The 16,769-nt window shown below is 68.0% G+C and carries 19 protein-coding genes and 1 tRNA gene; 14 read left to right on the top strand and 6 right to left on the bottom strand.

The annotated features are described in order from the left end of the window. Positions 1-20 precede the first annotated feature (20 nt). Entirely contained in the window at positions 21-662 is a 642-nt protein-coding gene (locus DEQ92_RS11250; protein WP_004975419.1) for a DUF6149 family protein, read from the bottom strand. Positions 663-799: 137 nt separating this feature from the next. On the opposite strand from DEQ92_RS11250, the gene DEQ92_RS11245 reads away from it, so the two are divergent. From DEQ92_RS11245 to mptA, 6 genes are all read left to right on the top strand, one after another. After that, on the top strand, positions 800-1,708 hold the full coding sequence (locus DEQ92_RS11245) for a winged helix-turn-helix domain-containing protein (RefSeq protein WP_115820777.1): 909 nt from the start codon (positions 800-802) through the stop codon (positions 1,706-1,708). 88 nt (positions 1,709-1,796) lie between these two features. Then, a complete protein-coding gene (locus DEQ92_RS11240) occupies positions 1,797-2,183 on the top strand; it encodes a hypothetical protein (RefSeq protein WP_115805136.1) in 387 nt (128 codons plus the stop codon). Positions 2,184-2,290: 107 nt separating this feature from the next. Then, complete coding sequence (locus DEQ92_RS11235) at positions 2,291-3,532, top strand: NAD(P)/FAD-dependent oxidoreductase (protein ID WP_004975414.1); 1,242 nt, start codon at positions 2,291-2,293, stop codon at positions 3,530-3,532. A gap of 198 nt (positions 3,533-3,730) precedes the next feature. Beyond that, positions 3,731-3,970 carry a hypothetical protein gene (locus DEQ92_RS11230; RefSeq protein ID WP_115820776.1) on the top strand — a complete coding sequence of 80 codons (240 nt, stop codon included), beginning with the start codon at positions 3,731-3,733 and terminating at the stop codon, positions 3,968-3,970. A 153-nt stretch (positions 3,971-4,123) separates the two neighbouring features. Continuing rightward, positions 4,124-4,519, top strand: coding sequence for a hypothetical protein (locus tag DEQ92_RS11225; protein WP_004975410.1), 396 nt, complete (start codon positions 4,124-4,126; stop codon positions 4,517-4,519). An 81-nt stretch (positions 4,520-4,600) separates the two neighbouring features. Further along, positions 4,601-5,527 (top strand): GTP cyclohydrolase MptA, encoded by a 927-nt coding sequence (mptA, locus tag DEQ92_RS11220; protein WP_004975407.1) that lies wholly within the window; start codon positions 4,601-4,603, stop codon positions 5,525-5,527. 51 nt (positions 5,528-5,578) lie between these two features. On the opposite strand, the gene DEQ92_RS11215 is transcribed toward mptA, so the two are convergent. Then, complete coding sequence (locus DEQ92_RS11215; protein ID WP_004975406.1) at positions 5,579-6,382, bottom strand: TrmB family transcriptional regulator; 804 nt, start codon at positions 6,380-6,382, stop codon at positions 5,579-5,581. 74 nt (positions 6,383-6,456) lie between these two features. Beyond that, entirely contained in the window at positions 6,457-8,115 is a 1,659-nt protein-coding gene (locus tag DEQ92_RS11210; RefSeq protein WP_004975404.1) for a DUF255 domain-containing protein, read from the bottom strand. A 170-nt stretch (positions 8,116-8,285) separates the two neighbouring features. On the opposite strand from DEQ92_RS11210, the gene DEQ92_RS11205 reads away from it, so the two are divergent. From DEQ92_RS11205 to DEQ92_RS11190, 5 genes are all read left to right on the top strand, one after another. After that, the gene (locus DEQ92_RS11205; protein WP_004975403.1) at positions 8,286-8,861 is read left to right on the top strand and encodes an FxsA family protein; all 576 of its coding nucleotides are present in this window, start codon (positions 8,286-8,288) and stop codon (positions 8,859-8,861) included. Positions 8,862-9,063: 202 nt separating this feature from the next. Next, positions 9,064-9,137: transfer RNA gene (locus tag DEQ92_RS11200), tRNA-Ile, on the top strand. Positions 9,138-9,463: 326 nt separating this feature from the next. Beyond that, the gene (locus DEQ92_RS11195; RefSeq protein WP_004975400.1) at positions 9,464-9,652 is read left to right on the top strand and encodes a hypothetical protein; all 189 of its coding nucleotides are present in this window, start codon (positions 9,464-9,466) and stop codon (positions 9,650-9,652) included. A 181-nt stretch (positions 9,653-9,833) separates the two neighbouring features. Continuing rightward, positions 9,834-9,962, top strand: a complete 129-nt coding sequence (locus DEQ92_RS24405) for a hypothetical protein (RefSeq protein ID WP_004042243.1) — start codon at positions 9,834-9,836, stop codon at positions 9,960-9,962. Positions 9,963-10,146: 184 nt separating this feature from the next. Next, the gene (locus DEQ92_RS11190) at positions 10,147-11,829 is read left to right on the top strand and encodes a DUF3604 domain-containing protein (RefSeq protein WP_115820775.1); all 1,683 of its coding nucleotides are present in this window, start codon (positions 10,147-10,149) and stop codon (positions 11,827-11,829) included. Between the two features lie 42 nt (positions 11,830-11,871). On the opposite strand, the gene DEQ92_RS11185 is transcribed toward DEQ92_RS11190, so the two are convergent. Continuing rightward, positions 11,872-12,894: a sodium:calcium antiporter gene (locus DEQ92_RS11185; protein WP_004975397.1), complete on the bottom strand. Its 1,023-nt coding sequence runs from the start codon at positions 12,892-12,894 to the stop codon at positions 11,872-11,874. Between the two features lie 76 nt (positions 12,895-12,970). After that, complete coding sequence (gene eis, locus DEQ92_RS11180) at positions 12,971-14,194, bottom strand: enhanced intracellular survival protein Eis (RefSeq protein ID WP_115805133.1); 1,224 nt, start codon at positions 14,192-14,194, stop codon at positions 12,971-12,973. A gap of 170 nt (positions 14,195-14,364) precedes the next feature. On the opposite strand from eis, the gene DEQ92_RS11175 reads away from it, so the two are divergent. From DEQ92_RS11175 to DEQ92_RS11165, 3 genes are all read left to right on the top strand, one after another. Then, the gene (locus DEQ92_RS11175) at positions 14,365-14,586 is read left to right on the top strand and encodes a hypothetical protein (RefSeq protein WP_004975392.1); all 222 of its coding nucleotides are present in this window, start codon (positions 14,365-14,367) and stop codon (positions 14,584-14,586) included. A 163-nt stretch (positions 14,587-14,749) separates the two neighbouring features. Further along, positions 14,750-15,001 (top strand): hypothetical protein, encoded by a 252-nt coding sequence (locus DEQ92_RS11170; RefSeq protein WP_004975390.1) that lies wholly within the window; start codon positions 14,750-14,752, stop codon positions 14,999-15,001. Positions 15,002-15,157: 156 nt separating this feature from the next. Then, positions 15,158-15,688, top strand: a complete 531-nt coding sequence (locus tag DEQ92_RS11165) for a DUF5815 family protein (RefSeq protein ID WP_008095664.1) — start codon at positions 15,158-15,160, stop codon at positions 15,686-15,688. 23 nt (positions 15,689-15,711) lie between these two features. On the opposite strand, the gene DEQ92_RS11160 is transcribed toward DEQ92_RS11165, so the two are convergent. Then, positions 15,712-16,734 carry a S66 peptidase family protein gene (locus tag DEQ92_RS11160; protein WP_115805132.1) on the bottom strand — a complete coding sequence of 341 codons (1,023 nt, stop codon included), beginning with the start codon at positions 16,732-16,734 and terminating at the stop codon, positions 15,712-15,714. Positions 16,735-16,769: the final 35 nt, after the last annotated feature.

Genomic DNA, 16,769 nt, shown 5'->3' with positions numbered 1-16,769 from the left:
CCGACTTCGCGCGACTTCTCTTACGCGGTCTTCTCGTCGGTGCCGTCGACGTCCTGCATCCCCGGCGCGGCCGACACGTCCACGTCCTCGGGCTCGTCGGCTCCGCCGGCTTCGACCTCGCCCGAGTCGTCCTCGACGTACACGTCGTCGGCGAAGCCGCCCTCCGCGTGGGGGTGGTCCGGGTCGTCGAGCTTGTCGAGCGTCGCGGGCGCGTCCGGGATGTCGATGGTGCGGAAGTCGCCGAGGGGGTTCGCGATGTCGATGCCGTGGCGCTCGAAGAACCCCTCGTACCGCTCGTAGTGGGCCTCGATTTCGTCGACCGGAATCTCCATCATCTCCGTCCAGCCGTGGTTGTAGAAGTCGAAGTTGGCCTGGACGTGGGTTATCTCGCGGGCCTCGGCCTCGGGGAAGCCGGCGTCGAGCGCCGCGAGATAGGTGTCGAAGGTGCACTCGAAGAACGCCGCCATGTGGGCCTCTCGCTCCGCTCTGCGGTCGGAGTCCGCGCGCTCGCCGAAGATACGGACGTGGAGGTCGACCATCTTCTCGGTGGCGATGTCGCCGATGACCGGCATGGTGAGGGCCTTCTTCGTCGCGAAGTGGCGGATGTTCTGGCGAATCTTCATTCCGTCGTCCGCTTCGGGTCGGATACACGTAAAGACCACGTCTCCGGGGGCGCTTCGCGGGCGTCCCGCGCGAGACGGACGCAACCCCGCCTGACTCACGCGGGCGACGCGACCCGCGAGTTCCCGAACGAAATTTTACGAGGTGATTTAATGCGGTTCGCCCGCATGTGAGGGGTATGAGCGACTCCGCATCCGTCCGCGAGGACTCGGTCCTCGAGTGCGACGACTGCATCTCGCCGGCCGAAGCGTTCGGCATCGTCGCCGACGAGACCCGACTCACCATCCTCGAAGCGCTCTGGGAGTCACCCGACCGACCCGTTCCCTTCTCCGAACTCCGCCGACGGGTCGGCGTCGACGACAGCGCGCGATTCAACTACCACCTCGGAAAGCTTCGCGGCCAGTTCGTCCGCAAGACCGACGACGGCTACGACTTCCGCCACGCCGGCGAGAAGGTCGTCCGCGCCGTGCTCGCGGGGACGTTCAACGAGGACCCCGTCCTCCCCGCCTTTTCGGCACCCGGCTCCTGTGTCGCCTGCGGCGGCTCCCTCGAAGCCGATTACGGCGACGAGAAACTCACAATCTCCTGCGCCGACTGCGCGCGGACCCACGCCCACGAGGAGTTCCCGCCCGGCGGCCTCGAAGGGCGCACCACGGAGGCGCTCCTGTCCGCGTTCGACCAGCGCGTGCGACACCTCCACTGCCTCGCCGCCGACGGCGTCTGCCCCGAGTGCGGCGGGACGACGAGCACCTCGCTGTCCCGCGACGCCGACCCGTTCGACCTCGACGTGGTCGTGACCCACCGCTGCGCCCAGTGCGGCTACGAGGCCGTCTCGCCCGTGGGGCTGGTCCTGCTCGACGAGTCGACCGTCCTCGGCTTCCTCTCCTCGCGGGGAGAGGACGTGTGCGGAACTCCCTTCTGGCGCTTCCCGTGGGTCGTCGGCGACGACGCGCTCACCGTCGTCTCGGAGGACCCGTGGCGTGTCCGCGTCCGCATCGAACACGGAGACGAGGCGCTCGTCGTCGACCTCGACGACGAACTCTCGGTCGTCGACTCCGCGGTCGAAGCTGTCGAGAAGATTGCATAAGCGCGCTACGGTAAGCCCGCTTACAGAAATGTAATTCAGATTACCCTTTTGGTGTCGGCGGTCGTCTCTCCAAACGAGGAGAACGACCATGTTCGACGATATCCACTTCGGCCGCGGCGACGTACGAGAGACGGTCCCGAGCCGGTTCAGAACGCTCTCAGAGACGGCGCTCGTCGCGGTCGCGGCGGTCCTCGGCGTCGTCGCGGCCACCGCGGTCGCGACGCTCGTCGCCCCGCTCGCGCCCGGTCTCGGTCTCGTGGCGCTGTTCTTGGGCTGGCCGCTCGGTTTCGCCGCCGGCGTGGCCGGCGTTCGCGGAGCCGTCCGCATCGCCGCCACCAGTAGCGTTCCCGGTCGCGTCCGCGGCTTTGCCCGCGCCGCGTTCGCCCGCGGCGACGACGACGCGGAGTCGGCACCCTCGGAGTGCCCGGCCGCCGCCGACGGCGGCTTCGCCGAGCGGTTCGGTGAGACGCAGTAACAGCCGCGATTCGGCTCCCGTCTCCTTATCTCGCCCCGATTTCCGGCTGCAAAACAATCATGAGGGAGATAGCAATCCACATTAACCCCGAATACAAACGTCGGGTCATGAGCCAATCGTACGTGATCGTCGGCGACGGTATCGCCGGGGCCTCAGCGGCTGAGACACTCCGCGAAGAGGAACCCGACGCCGACATCACCATCATCACGGACGAGGGCGAACCGCTGTACAACCGCATTCTCATCAAGGAATTCGCCAAGGGCAAACTGCCCGAGGCACCCATCTCAATCCACGACGAGTCGTGGTACGACGACCGCGACGTGGACCTCGAACTCAACACGCTCGTCACGGACATCGACCCCGAGGGTCACACCATCACCGCCCACGACGGCACCGAGTACGACTACGACAAACTGCTTCTGGCCATCGGCGGCACGCCGACCCAGCTCCCCGTCGAGAACTCCGACGCGGAGGGTATCCACCACTTCTGGACGTTCCAGGACGCCCGCGACATCAAAGAGCACATCGAGGGCGCGGACAACTCCGTCGTCATCGGCGCGGGCCTGCTCGGCATCGACCTCGCGGCCATCACGGCCGCCCAGGAGGTCGAGGGCAAGTACCTCATGCGCGGCAAGGCGTGGTGGCGCTACGCGCTCTCCGAGGAAGGCGCGGAGATCATCCACGAGGCGCTCCGCGAGCGCAACGTCGAACCCGTCTTCGACTCCGGCGTCGACCACTTCGAGGTCGACGACGACGACCGCGTCACGACCGCCGTCGACCCCAACGGCGACCGCTACGACGCCGACTTCGTCGGCATCGCCATCGGCCTGAACTTCAACACGGAGATTCTCGGTGGCACCGACATCGAGTACGACAACGGCATCTACACGGACGAGTTCATGCGGACGAACCACGACGACATCTTCGCGGCCGGTGACATCACCGAGTTCCACGACCTCATCCTCGGCGACCGCGCCCAGAACGGCGCGTGGGGCTCCGCCAAAGAGCAGGGCACCATCGCGGCCAAGAACATGGTCGACTACGGCTCCGAGGAGTTCCGCTGGGTCTCGTCGTACTCCATCACCCACTTCGACTTCCCGTTCCTCTCGTTCGGCCACCCGACGCTCGGCGACGACCACGTCGAGGCCAAGTACTCCGACACCGAGTGGCGGCGTCTCGCCATCAAGGACGGCAAAATCGTCGGCGGCGTCCTCATCGGCGACCTCTCGCCGCAGACGAAGTACAAGAAGCTCATGCGCGAGCAGGTCGACGTCAGCGGGCAGAAGGAAATCCTCGTGAAGCAGGACTTCCAGCTCGACGACCTCGAAGGCGCGGCGGCCGAACAGTAACTCGGGACCCGCTCCCGCTGTTTTCACCCGGCCAGCCGCGTCTGCGCGCGGCCGCCCGGCCCGGCCTCGGCTCGCCGAGCGCTCGCCCGCGTTCGCGGTTCGACCCCTCGTTCTTGGCTCTCTTTCGCCCGTCGTTACGCGCCCGCCAGTCGTCCCGCCGGCCAAACATTTATCCCCATTCATGGTGTGTGTTACCACATGTCATCAAAAGACGGACAGTCGCCGTCTTCCCCAGCAGTCACCGCGCCGCCGACCGTCGCACCCGTTACCGACGTGCCGCCGGGCGCTCGGGTCCACCACTTCGACGAGTTGAGCGAGCGGACCCAGCACGCGCTCGCGACCGCCAGTCCCGCCGGCCGGCTCGACATCGACACGACCACCTCGCGGCTCTCGCGGGGCGACATCGTGGTGTTCACCGACTACGTCCGCGTTCAGTAATCTCGCTGCGCCCGTCCCGTCGCTCGCGTTCTCCACCCGACCCGGTCGCCCCCGAGCCGACGGCCTCCCGCTCGCGGACGACCGGGACCGAAGTCGTTTTCCACGCGTCGCCGCCTATCGCCGGGTATGGCAACAGGTGGCGGCCAAGGAACGATGACGCTCGCGTTCGAACTCTCCGCGCTCAAGCAGCTCGGCGACCCGAACGCGGCGTTTTCGGACGCCCGGACGTGGACGAAGTACATCGGCGTGGTGAGCGAGAAGCCGACGTACGTCGTGACGAACTTCACCCGGAAAGAGCGCATCCGGCAGGACTTCTTCTCCGGACCGCGCGGCGTCAAAGAGAGCCTCGAAAACGTGATGCGCCAGTTCGACACCGACCGGCACGTCTTCGTCGGCACGTCCGACGAGGACCGCGCGGTGGCCGAGGAGACCGGCTGGGAGTACCTCCCCGTCGAGGACGCCGCCGAGGCCGCCGAGTGGGTGCTCGCCGGCGACGACGACGCCCCCGCGGACCCCTTCGAGGACGAGGGGCGCGACGACTGGCCGTAGTCGGAGCACAGCGGGGCGTTCGCCCGCGATTCTGTTCCCCTATCGAAAGCACTAATCAGCAACGGCACTTTTTATCCTTCGATGAGTCACCAGTTGCCTGACGTACAGGCCTCCCAGCCGGACGTGACCGTCGGGCTGAGCCAGGTCGGCGTCACAGGCGTCGAGAAGCTCGTCAAGATCGCCCGCGACGGGAAGCGACCCCTCGTCTTGATGGCTGAGTTCGAGGTCTTCGTCGACCTCCCCGGCGGCCGCAAGGGCATCGACATGAGCCGAAATATGCAGGTCATCGACGAGGTCCTCGAAGCCGCCGTCTCCGAGCCGGCCTACCGCGTCGAGGACATGTGCGGCGACGCCGCCGAGCGCCTCCTCGCGAAGCACGAGTACACGACGACCGCCGAGGTCAGCATGACCGCCGAACTCGTCGTCCGCGAGGACACCCCCGCCAGCGGACTCTCCACCCAGAGCACCGCACAGATCATCGCCAGCGCCACCGCGACCGACGAGGGAACCCGCGAGGAAATCGGCGCGGAAGTGGTCGGCATGACCGTCTGTCCCTGCTCGCAGGGCATGTCCGCCTCCCGCGCCCGCGACGTGTTGCAGGACCTCTCGGTCGACGACGACACCATCGAGGAGTTCCTCGACAAGGTCCCCCAGCCGGGCCACTCCCAGCGCGGCCACGCCACGCTCACCGTCGAGACGCAGGGCTCGCCCGAGGTCGACCTCATGGACCTCATCGACATCGCCCGCGACTCGATGTCGGCGCGCATCTACAACCTCGCCAAGCGCCCCGACGAGGACCACATGACCTACCACGCCCACGCGAACGCGAAGTTCGTCGAGGACTGCGTCCGCTCGATGGCCGAGATGTCCATCGACGCACTCGACCACCTCGGCGACGACGCGGTGGTCCACATGAAACAGTCGAACGACGAGTCGATTCACCAGCACAACGCGCACGCCGAGCGCGAGGTGACGCTGGGACAGCTCCGCGACGAACTCGACGCCTGAACGGTCTCCACACCCGGAGACGACCGTTTACCGTTTTCTCTCTCCGAATCCCTACAGCGGGAGCGGTGCCGCTTCCTCCCAGCGCGGGTCGAACGTCTCCCGGAGGTCGGCGGCGAACTCGGGGTCTTTCAGGTCAATCATGGCGAACGCCTGTCCGGGGTCGAGGGGGTTCGGGACCTCGATGCAGACCTCCACGTCGTCGATGAGATTGAACACGCCCGTGACGTTCTCGGCAGTTCGCACGTGGAAGTTCTGCGCGCTCGACAGCCGGTTCATGTAGCTCTGGCCGACGCTCTCGGGCAGGCTGTCGACGAGGTCCGGCGACATGAGCATCGAGACCTCCACGCCGCGGTCGAGCGCGGCCTCCAGTTCGTCGACGACGAGGTCGCCGACGGCGTCGAGGTCGAACTGCGGCGAGGGCGTCCCGGCGACCATCACGAGCGAGTCGTCGGCCGCCGCGAGTCGCTCGACGAGCAGGTCGATGGTCTCGTCCGCGCCGACCGCGGCCGTCCAGAACTGGTCGTGGACGGGCTCCGCGGCGTCGAGTTCGTCGGTCAGCTCGGCGACGACGTTCTCGTACTGCTCGGCCTTCTCGGCCAGCTCCTGGCGCTTCGATTCGAGCAGGCGGTCGAGCGCCGTGTCGGGCTCGACGGCGACGTACTTCTTCGGCCGGCTGGCCGCCTGACTCCGGATGAGGTGGTACTGTTCGAGGCTGTTCAGCACGTCGTAGACGCGGCCCATGGGGACGTCGCTGGCGCGCGATAACTCCTTGGCCGTCGTCGCGCCCGTCCGCAGGAGCGCGCGGTAGGCTCGGGCCTCGTACTCGGACAACCCGAGGTCTCGCAGACTGGTCATGCACCGTCCGTCTCGTTTCTCCCTGATAAACAAACCGGATGTTTACACCCGCGTTCGGTTGCCGCCGGTCGCGGTCAGGCGTCGGGCGTGACTGAGGACACCGCCTGCATCAACTCCTCGGGAGTGGTTGCCTCCACCGTCGTCTCGCCGGCGCTGACGCGCGCGGTTCCGTCCGCGAGGTCGTCGGCGTCGGCCTCGGGAACGACGAGCGCCTCGTGGTCCGCGACGCGGAGCGCCGCCCGGTGGAGGTCGGAGCCGACGCCGTCGTTGAGTTCCACGACGAGCGGGTCGCGGAGCAGACGCGCCGCCGCGGTCCCGTAGGCGGCGATTTGCACGCCAATGCGGTCCCACGCGCCCGCGAACGAGCCGATGGTCTCCTGTGCCACCTCGCGGTAGCGCTCGTCGCCCGTGAGCGCCGCGAGGTCGAGCAGCGCGTTCGCCATCTCCACGTTCCCGTCGAGCGGGCGCAGCGGCGACGACAGGAGCGCCTCGCCGCTCGCGGGACCGTCGAGGAACGAGCCCTCGTCGAACAGTTCGTCGATGGCGGCGTCGGCGGCATCGGCGGCGAACGCGAGGAGCGGGTCGCCCGCGACCGACTCGTCGCCGAGCACCTGTCGGGCGCGGCAGGCCGCGGCGACCACGCGCGCCTGGTCTTCGAGCAGGAGCTTCTCGCCCGCGTCGCCGCCGGACCGGAAGTGGGTCACGACGCCGTCGTCGACGAGGTCTTCGGCGATTCGGTCGAGCGCGCGGGAGCCGTACTCGCGGGCCCGCTCGTCGTCGGTGAGGCCCGCAAGCACCAACAGCGCGTCCGCGGCGAGGGCGTTACCGCCGGCGTAGACGGTGAGGTCGGTCCGCGGGCCGGGCGCGTTGTCGCGGCCCTCCTTTCCGAGGAGGTAGTAGTCCGTCCCCGCGGCGGGACCCATGCTCCCCGCGAAGCCGGTTCCCGTCCACAGCGAGTCGACGAGGAACTCGGCGGTCCCCGCGGCCGGGTCGAGGTAGGCGTCCTCGCCGGTGTAGCGGTAGCCGTTGGCGAACGCCCGCAGGAGCGCGGCGTTCGATTCGAGCGTCTTCTCGCGGTTCGGCTTCGACCACGCGGCGTCGTCGGCGTAGCGGAAGAAGCCGCCTTCGACGGGGTCGAACAGGCCGTCGCGAATCGCGTCGAGCGACCGGAGCGCCCGGCTTCGGTCGCGCTTCAGCGCGAACTCGACGGTCCGCGGGAGCGGGAACTTCGCGGCGTCGCCCCACCCGCCGTGGGCCTCGTCGAAGGCGACTTCCAACTGGCCGGCGAGGTGCGACTCGATTCGGGGCGAGACCTCGCCCGCGGGCGGGAGGTCGCCCCTGAGCGCCCGTGGGAGGCGTCCGGCGTCCGCGCCCTTCTTCTCCCACACCTCGCGCACGCGGTCGACGACCTGCCGCATGCCGTCTGGGCCGATGAACGTCGCGCCCGTGATGGGGTGGCCGTCGGGCGCGAGGAAGACGGTCGAGGGGAAGCCGCCCATGTTGTACCGCTCGCGGATGCGCGGCTGGCGGTCCACGTTCACCCGAATCGGGACGAAGCCGTCGTTGAGGTTCGCGGCGATGCGCGGCTCCGCGTACGTCTCGGCGTCCATCTCGTGACAGTCCTCGCACCACGTCGCCGACAGCGAAAGCAGGACGGGCTTGTCCGCCGCTCGCGCCTCGGCGAACGCGTCGGGGCCCCACTCTCGCCATTCGACGCGCGTCTCGTCGGTCATGTCCACCCATCCGCGGTGGACGCGGGTAAGCGCTTCGAGCCCTCGTGGCACGGCCGGTCGCAGTCGGCGGGTCGCGCGCATCCTCGACGGTCGCCGCGGACGGGTTCGGGAGACCGGCGCGCCGCGGGCGGGACAAAAGGGCTATGGGCCGCGACCCGGTAGTGTCGCCCATGCGAACGCGCACGCTGATGGCGCTCTTGCTCCTCATCCCCCTCTCCGACGCGTTGCTACTCGTGGTCGTCGCGCAGTATATCGACCTCGTGCCGACCGTCGCGCTCGTCGTCCTGACCGGACTCGTCGGGATGCTCATCGTCCGCGCCGAGGGGAGACACACCCTCAGAAGCCTCCAGTCGAAGTTCGCCGGGGGCGACCTCCCGACGAACGAAGTCATGGACGGCGGCCTCCTCATCGCCGCAGGCGCGTTCCTCCTCACGCCGGGGCTCGTCACCGACACCATCGGCTTCCTGCTCGCCATCCCGGTGACCCGGTACCCCATCCGCGAGGTGCTCAAGCGCTTCGTCGTCAAGCCCTACCTCGACAAGCGCGCCGACGGCTTCGTCACCGGCAACGTCTGGACCACCGGCTTCCCGCAGGGCGACTTCGGACCCGGCGGTCCCGGCGGGTCGCCCGGCCCGAGCGGCGGGAGCAACTCCGGCGGAAGCGGCAACAGTAGCGGCGGTGACGGCGTCTACGACGCCGACCCCGACTCCTACCGGTTCGACGGCGACGGCAACGACTCCAAGTAGCGCGTCTCTCCGGTCCCGCGTCGTCTCTCTTGTTCGGTTTTCCGGCGCGTAGCCGCGCGAATCCGTCCGATATTGACTTCACGCCCGGCGTCTGAAGCGGCGTAATCGGCCGACGACGCCGACATTCACTAACACGCACCAACGCGCCTCCGAAAAGAAAGTCTTAAAATCAACAGCGCACAACGAGTGAATGCGCTTACCTGGGCCAATAGCTCAGTCAGGTTGAGCGCTCGGCTGATAACCGGGAGGCCCGCGGTTCAAATCCGCGTTGGCCCACTCCCGTTGGCAACGATTCGTTGCCGATGCGAGTTAGGGGCTCAAACTCCCCGGCCACCCAACTTCTGCGGATACTACCGACCGAGAGAACGCTCGGTCTATCGTTCGTGTCGTCGGGACGAATCAGCGGCGAACACTCGACCGCCCCGACCGAACACGACTGTCCCGACACAGAGAACTACTAATGTCTGACCTGAATACTCGATTATATCTCACAAAATTGCACCAATTCACACAGATTTGTCCGCATCTATCACCACATAGCCGGACGAACGGACGAATTCGGAGAAAGCTATATCACGCAATAGATTGTGGTACCGAATAACATGGAATACGAACTCACCTGTCTGTACGGGTGCGGCCACACCTCCACGGCCGACTCCCGCGAGGGCGTCGGCGTTCTCGTGATGGAACACATGGACGACGAACACGACACGCCCGTCGACCCGCTGGAGGCGGGCGAACTCGCGTTGAAGCGCTTCGACGGCGCGTCGCTCCGCCAGGCGCGGCAGTAGCAAACTACTCGAACTTCCGTCAGGTCTTCGAATCCGAGTTTCTCTCGACTATCACCGTCTCGTTCGTTCGTGGGGCTTCGCAGTCTCTCGATTTCGCGGTTCGACGACCGACCATCCGAACAAATTTACTCAGTTCTGTATCCCAGTAGTATTAAATCCGTACACGCCATACGTGTTGGTGATGCCAACCATCGACGTCTCCGAACACCTGTACCGCCAGATTGAGTCCGCCGCCGACGGCGAGGACCTCGACGCGGCGATGTGGAAGATGGTCGGACGCTACCAGCGCGGTAACACGCCCGGCGACTGACAGGATTCGGACCACCCTCGACCCCTGACCGCGCGTGCGGTCATCATCAACCCCGCTCGCCGCAACTTGCCCTGTTTGCGGCGAGTCCGTTTTCCGTTTTCTGAGCGACAGTACCCGCGAGCGGGTTCGCCGTCGCGCCCGGTCGGCCTCGTCCTTCTTTAGCGACGCGTCCGTAGCCCCTCGCGTGTTCGACGCCGAACCCACCGGAACCCTCGGGAAGTTCGCGGAGACGATGCACGTCTTCGCCGAGCGGCGGCCGTCAGTCCGCGACCTGTTGCGCAGTCGAACCGGGTCGCTCGACCGCGTCCACGCGGTCCTGCCGTCGACCGTCGCGGTCGGCGAGTCCCTCGACCTCACGGTACAGGTGTGGGACGAGTACGAACGGCTTCACGGCGCGTACGACGGCGACCTGCGGGTGTCTGCGACCGACGATGCTGCGACGTATCCGGACCGCGTCTCCCTCGCCGGCGACGACGAGGGGTACGTCAGGCTCGCCGACGCCGTCTCCTTCGAGACGCCCGGCGTCCACTACCTGACCTTCTCGCGCCCCGGATTCGACGAGCGGTACGTCTCGAACCCCGTTTCCGTCTCCGCCGACGCCCCCGACGAGCGCGTCTACTGGGGCGATATCCACCTGCACTCGCGGCTCTCGGACGGGACGGGGAGCCTGCAGAAGGGGTATCGGTTCGGCCGCGACGCGATGGCCCTCGACGTCGTCGCCTACACCGACCACGACACGATGGGGTTTTTCATCCCGCCGTCGCTCCAGCGCGCCCTCGTGCACGGGTGGTACTTCGAGCGGTCGCGCCGCGTCGCCGACCGGTTCTACGACCCCGACGAGTTCGTGACGCTCGTCGGCTACGAGTGGACGAAACAACCCAACTGCGGCGGCCACGTCAACGTCTACTTCGAGGACGCCGACGACGCCGTCCTTCTCGACTCCCGCGGCGGGACGACGGACACCTACGAGAAGCTCTGGAGCCGCCTCCGCGAGTTCGAGTCGACCCGCGACTCGCGGGTCGTGACGATTCCGCATCACCCGACAGAGCGCATGTACCCCTTCGACTTCTCGGCTGTCGAGTACGACGACGAGCTCGCGCCGCTCGTCGAGGTGTACTCGCAGTGGGGGTCCGGCGAACTGCCGGGCGACGAGGGGAACCCGTTTCCACTGGCGATGGGTCGCGGCGAGACCGACGAACCGGGTCACTTCGTCCGCGACGCGCTGTCGATGGGCCACCGGGTCGGCCTCGTCGCGGGCGCGGACTACCACGGCCCGCACCCCGGCCACTCGCTCATCCACGCCGACCCGCACCTCCCCTCCGTTCGCGAGTGGGTCGAAGACGGCGTCGGCTGGTCGAGCATCTGGCGCGTCTGGAACGAGCGGAGCTATCCCGGCGGTCTCTCGGCGTTCCGAGCGCCCGAACTCACCCGCGAGGCGGTGTTCGAGAGCCTCCGGAGCCGCCGCGTCTACGGGACGACCCAGCCGCACCGCATCCTCGCGTCCCTCTCAGTCGGCGGCGTCGAACCCGGCGAGAACGACAGTTCGCTCCGCCTCGACGCCCGCGACGAACCCCGCGAGGTCGACGTCGAGGTCGCGGGGACCGCCCCGCTCGAACGCGTCGAAATCGTCAAAAACGGCGAGACGTGGCGGTCGCAGGCGATTACCTCGGACCCCGACGCGCCGCTTTCGGCGTACACGACGTCTGTCTCGTGGACCGACGGCGACCCGGTCGAGGGGACGGTCTGGGACGACGACCGGCGCTCGGCGGCCGACGCGTACTACCTCCGGGTCACCCAGGTCCCGCGGGACTGCGAGTTCCCCGGGACCGCGTGGGTGGGCCCGGTCTGGGTCGAACCGCCGGACTGAGCGAGGCGGCCGCGGCGACCCCGCTCGCGGCCGGGCGACCTCTCAGGCGAGGAACCTCGTCACGCCGAGGCTTTCTGCGACCAGCCACGCGATGAACAGCGCGTAGGTCCCGAGGAGGAGGTACGACTCGGCACGCGTCAGCGCCATCTCGGTCCGGAGGACGGCGAAGAAGACGACCGACGCGCCCGTGAGGAAGCTCATCATCGGGACGACTTCCTCGAAGGCGATGACCGCGCCCCCGGCGACGAGGATGCCGACCGGGAGGGCGACGAGGAGCGCGAACACGTTGCTCCCGAAGACGTTGGCGAGGCTCATCGGCGCGTTGCCCTGCCGGGCGGCCGCGACGCTGACGAACGTGTCGGGGAGGCTCGTGCCGGCGGCGACGACCGTCAGCCCCCAGAGGAACGGCGACGTGCCGAAGGCGTCGCCGAGGCCGACCGCCGCGCGGACGAGCAGTTCGGCTCCGACGAGGATGACCGCGAGCGACGCCACCAGCGCCACCCATTCGCGTCTCGGGTCCACGTCGTTGACGACGGCGGTGAGTCCGGCGCGGTGCTCCAGCGTGTCGTGGTACTGCATGAACAGGTACAGGCCGTACAGCGCCAGCGGGATGAGCGCGAGCGCGGGGCTCACGAACCCGTCGAGGCTCGCGGTGTCGGTGGCGGGTCGGTAGATGACCGCGAGCGAGAAGGTGAGCACGAGGACGGCGATAGAAAGCAGGTAGAACTGCGCCTCCTTGTAGACGAGGTCGCGGTTCGAGGCGAGCCGTCCGCCCTCGCCGACCATCGCCGACACGGACGGGATGATGAGAATGTTGTAGACGGCCGACCCGACGACCGCGCCGACGCCAATGTCGAACGACTGGTACCGGACCGTGGCGATGACGATGCTCGATAGCTCGGGAAAACTCGACCCCACGGCGGCGATGATGGCTCCCTGCACGATGGCGGGGAGCCCGTAGTACGCGCCCAAGCGGTCGGAGGCCTGCACGAGCATGTCGCCGCCCTTCCACGCGAGAATCGCGCCGGCGGCCGTGAACGCGACGAGAACCGGAACTGATGCCACGCCCGCACTTCGGCGGCCGGTGGGAAAAAACCGACCCGACTGGCCGCGTCGGCCGATTTCGGCCCGACCCGTCCGCTCAGAACCCCTCGCGCAGGTACGGGTCCCGCGCGGAGAACACCGACGCGAGGGCGTCGGCCGCCTCCTCCCGGGCGACCGAGAGGCGGTCGGTGCGGGCGAGCGACTCGACGGAGCGCGCGCCGACGAGGAGTTGCGAGAGCGCCCCGATTTCGACGGTCGCGTCCGGGTCGGCGTCGTCACCGTCCGGTTCGACGCGCGCCTCGCCGTCACCGACGACGACCCTGAACGACCCATCGTTCCAGTCACAGCGGTCGTCGGCGACCGCGAGGACGAGGTCGCAGGCGGCGTCGACGGGGAACGAGACGGCTTCGAGGGCGGCCGACACGTCCACGATGCGGACCATCGGCCCGGGCTTGATTTCGACCGTCGCCGCCCGCGGGTCGGTCAGGCCGTCGATGAGCCGGGTCGATTCGCGTTCCGACGAGAGAACGACCTCGTCGACCTGCGAGTCGTGGTCCCGCAGGAACCGAAACAGCTGTGCGCGAGCCTCGGCGTCGACGGCGACGAGTTCGTTCACGGACAGCGTCCGCGACTCCCAGTCGCCGCTCACGTCGTAGACGACGTAGCCGCGGAGGTCGCCGTCCCGTTCCCAGCCGTAGACGAACGGGTCGCCGTCCCAGCCGCGGAACAGCCGGTGGCGAATCCAGCCCTCGCTTCGGTCCACCGCGAGGTCTTCCGTCGCCGCGGTCGCGTACACGTCCTTGACCCGGGCCCAGTCGTCGGCGTCGAGGCGGACGAACTCCCCGGCCGGGTCGGCGGCGACCGCCCCGAGTTCGTCGGGCGGCACCGTCGTCTTCGCGTAGTTGTTCGCCGTCGCCCAGCCGAACCGGCGGTAGAAGTCGTACTCGAACGGCCAGAGCGCCGAGAGATACCGGCCGGTGTCGCGGAACTCCGCGAGGAGGTCGTCGAGCATCGCGCCGACGTGGCCCCGTCGGCGCGCCTCCGGCGGCGACGCGACCGCCGAGATACCGGGCAGCGGGTGCCACTCGCCGCGGACGCGAGCCGTGAAGTCGTAGAAGGCACACACCGTCCGCAGGTCGGCCGCGTCGAGGTCCTCGACGGGCGCGTCGGGCGGGGCGTCGTAGAACCCTCGCGGACGGTAGCTCTCCGGGTCCGGCAGTCGCTCGTCCGACCAATCGGGGCCGTTCTCGGGGCGGAAGGCGTAGTTGAGGAACTCGCGGTAGGTCTCGCGGTGCTCCTCGGGGAGGGAACGCAGGTGCATACCCGCGGTGCGTCGGGGGACGGTATATGTTTTCGGTGCCGCGGGCTCGCAGGCGGGCGATTACGACGCGACGAGACCGACGGCGGAGGCCGACGGCGCGACGAGAACGCCCTTCGCGGGCCGCTCTTCGAACCGTGCGATTCACGTCGTCTCGGTCCCGAGCCCTGCACATGAGCGAGACGAAGCAGTCGTTGGTATCGCGGGGGAACCTCCTCCTCGCGGCCGTCGTGACGCTCGGCATCGTCATCCCGGGCGTGGCACGCCGCTTCCTCGGCGAGGCTGGCTACACCGACCTCGGAATGGTCGTGTTCGTCCTCGGCTACGCGGGCATGGTCTTCGTCGTCTGGTACGGGTGGATCCGGCCGCTCGACATCACCGGCCCGTCCCAGTAGCGCGCGCCGACCACCGGACGCCGCTCCGCGCCGACAGCGGTGCAGACCCAGGGGGAACCGCCCCGACAGCCCGGTCGCCCCAATATCGGGGGGACCGACCGCCGGTTTCCAACGAGAATAACGGAACTTTGATAGTCGATTCGAACCGACCGAGAAAACAAGAATGCTTCCCCTTCAGCTCGTAGACACCTTCCTGCTCGACTACAACATCGGGCAGGCGCTGTTGCTCGTGTTCATCCTGTCGACGGTTGGAACGCTGCCGCTGAAGTCCCGGCACGTCCTCGGTATCAACACCACGGTGTTCGGGCTCATCTTCCTTCTGACCCCGGTGTCGCTGGGCAAGGCTCACTACCTGTTCCTCGGGATTGCGCTCCTCATTGTCGGCCCCATCGTCTACGTCTCGGGCCGCCGCTGAGGGGACGCCGCCGGGCGTTTCGGCCCGGGTCACCGCCGCTTTTTGCGACAGTACGACGGACTGACCGACCGCAACCGACGGTCGGCGTCTCGTTTTTCTCTCGCGACGATTCCGAAGAACGCGACGTTTAAACGGAGAGAACCGCAACCCACGGGTATGTCTGAACCGAGCGTTCCCGGCGGCCGCGGGGCCGTCTTGGACCTCCCCTGCGGCGAGACGAAGCGCGTCCGGGAACTCGACTTGGGCAAACGGGAGTTCGACTGTCCGTGCGGGGACAGCCACGCCGTCGTCATGGACGTCCACCCGCCCGACCGATTTCTCCCGGAGTTCCTCGTCGAAATCCTCCAGGAGACCATCGAGACCACGAGCGACGACATGCCCGAGTTCGGGACGGCCCACCTCATGGGCATCGTCCTCGAGGAGTTCCCCGAGGCCGTCGTCTCCGAGGACGTCTCCGAGGACGGCGAACTCGGCGCGGGCATCGTCTGGGTGACCGACTTCGATTCTCGAAGACTCCACGAGATAATCGTCGAACTCGTCGTGGAACTGATGGAACACGCCGTCAGCCACGCCGACGACGACGAGGTCGTCTCGGAGTTCGAGTCGAAGATGCTCCAGTTCGACGTGAGCGAGTTCGTCGACCAGTACCGCGCCCAGCGCGACCTCGACCCCGAACCGTACATGTAGCGCGCGGGCCGAGCGCCCGCTTTTCAATCGATTCGAAGCCGCTCCACCGTCGGGTCGAGGGTCGCCTTCGCGCCGAGCGGAAGCGGAACCGTCGGGTCGGCGTGGCCGAACTCCACGTCGAACACCGCCGTCGCGTCGGGGTTGTACGCGTCGAGGACCGACAGCACCTCCGCGCGGAGCTGCGCGCCGTAGTCTGCCGGCGGCTCCCACTCCAGTCCGGGCGAGTACGTCCGCGGGCGACCCACCACGAGCCCGTCGAACCGCGCTAACAGCCCGCGTTCGCCCATCGACCGCAGGGTGTACCGGACCTCCCGGGGGAGCGGCACGTCCTCCGAGGTTTCGAGCGCGAGCACCGCCCCGTCGAGTTCCTCGGGGTCTGGGAGGTAGCGGTCGGTCTGGAGGTGCCACTTCAAGATGCTGAAGCTGCCGCCCCAGAGTCGCCCGGTCACGCGCTCGTCGCCACGCCACGTCCGACCCGGATTGTCGTGCCACTCTCTCGGTTCTTCGGTGTCGAAGTCGAACCAGTCGTCGGTCCACTCCGGGGCGGGTTCGACGACGCCGATGGAGCGCTCGAAGAACGCCCGGCGGAGGTACCGCTCGACGTACGGGTGGATTTCGGGGTCCACGGTGAGCGTCGGGTGGAGCGTCGCGCCGTAGCTCACGACGCCGTGGGTCCAGAGGAACAGCCGGAGGTTGTCGTTGTCGCTGAAGCCGAAGAAGCGCGTCGGCGACGCGGTCAGCCGCGCCGGGTCGAGGTGCGGGAGGATTCGAAGCTGGTCGTCGCCGCCGGTGACGGCGATGACGCCGCGTATCGACGGGTCCTCGAAGGCCTCCATCACGTCCTCCGCGCGCGCCGCCGGGTTGTCCCGGAGCCACTCCCAGTCGCGGCGGGCGGACTCGAAGACGACGGGGTCGAGCGAGAACACGTCGCGGAGACGCGCGCACGCGCGGTCCAAGTGCGATTCGTCGATGGGGCGCGACGGCGCGACGACCGCGACCCGGCTCCCGGAGTCGAGCGGCGGCGGCGTCGTGAATACCGCGGGCATGCGTAGCCGGTACTCGGATACCCGTCAAAAGCCTT

The organism is Haloferax sp. Atlit-6N (genome assembly GCF_003383195.1).
Classification (GTDB): domain Archaea; phylum Halobacteriota; class Halobacteria; order Halobacteriales; family Haloferacaceae; genus Haloferax; species Haloferax gibbonsii.
The sequence above is the reverse complement of the archived record's forward strand: the minus strand, read 5'-3'. Positions and strand labels throughout refer to the sequence as shown.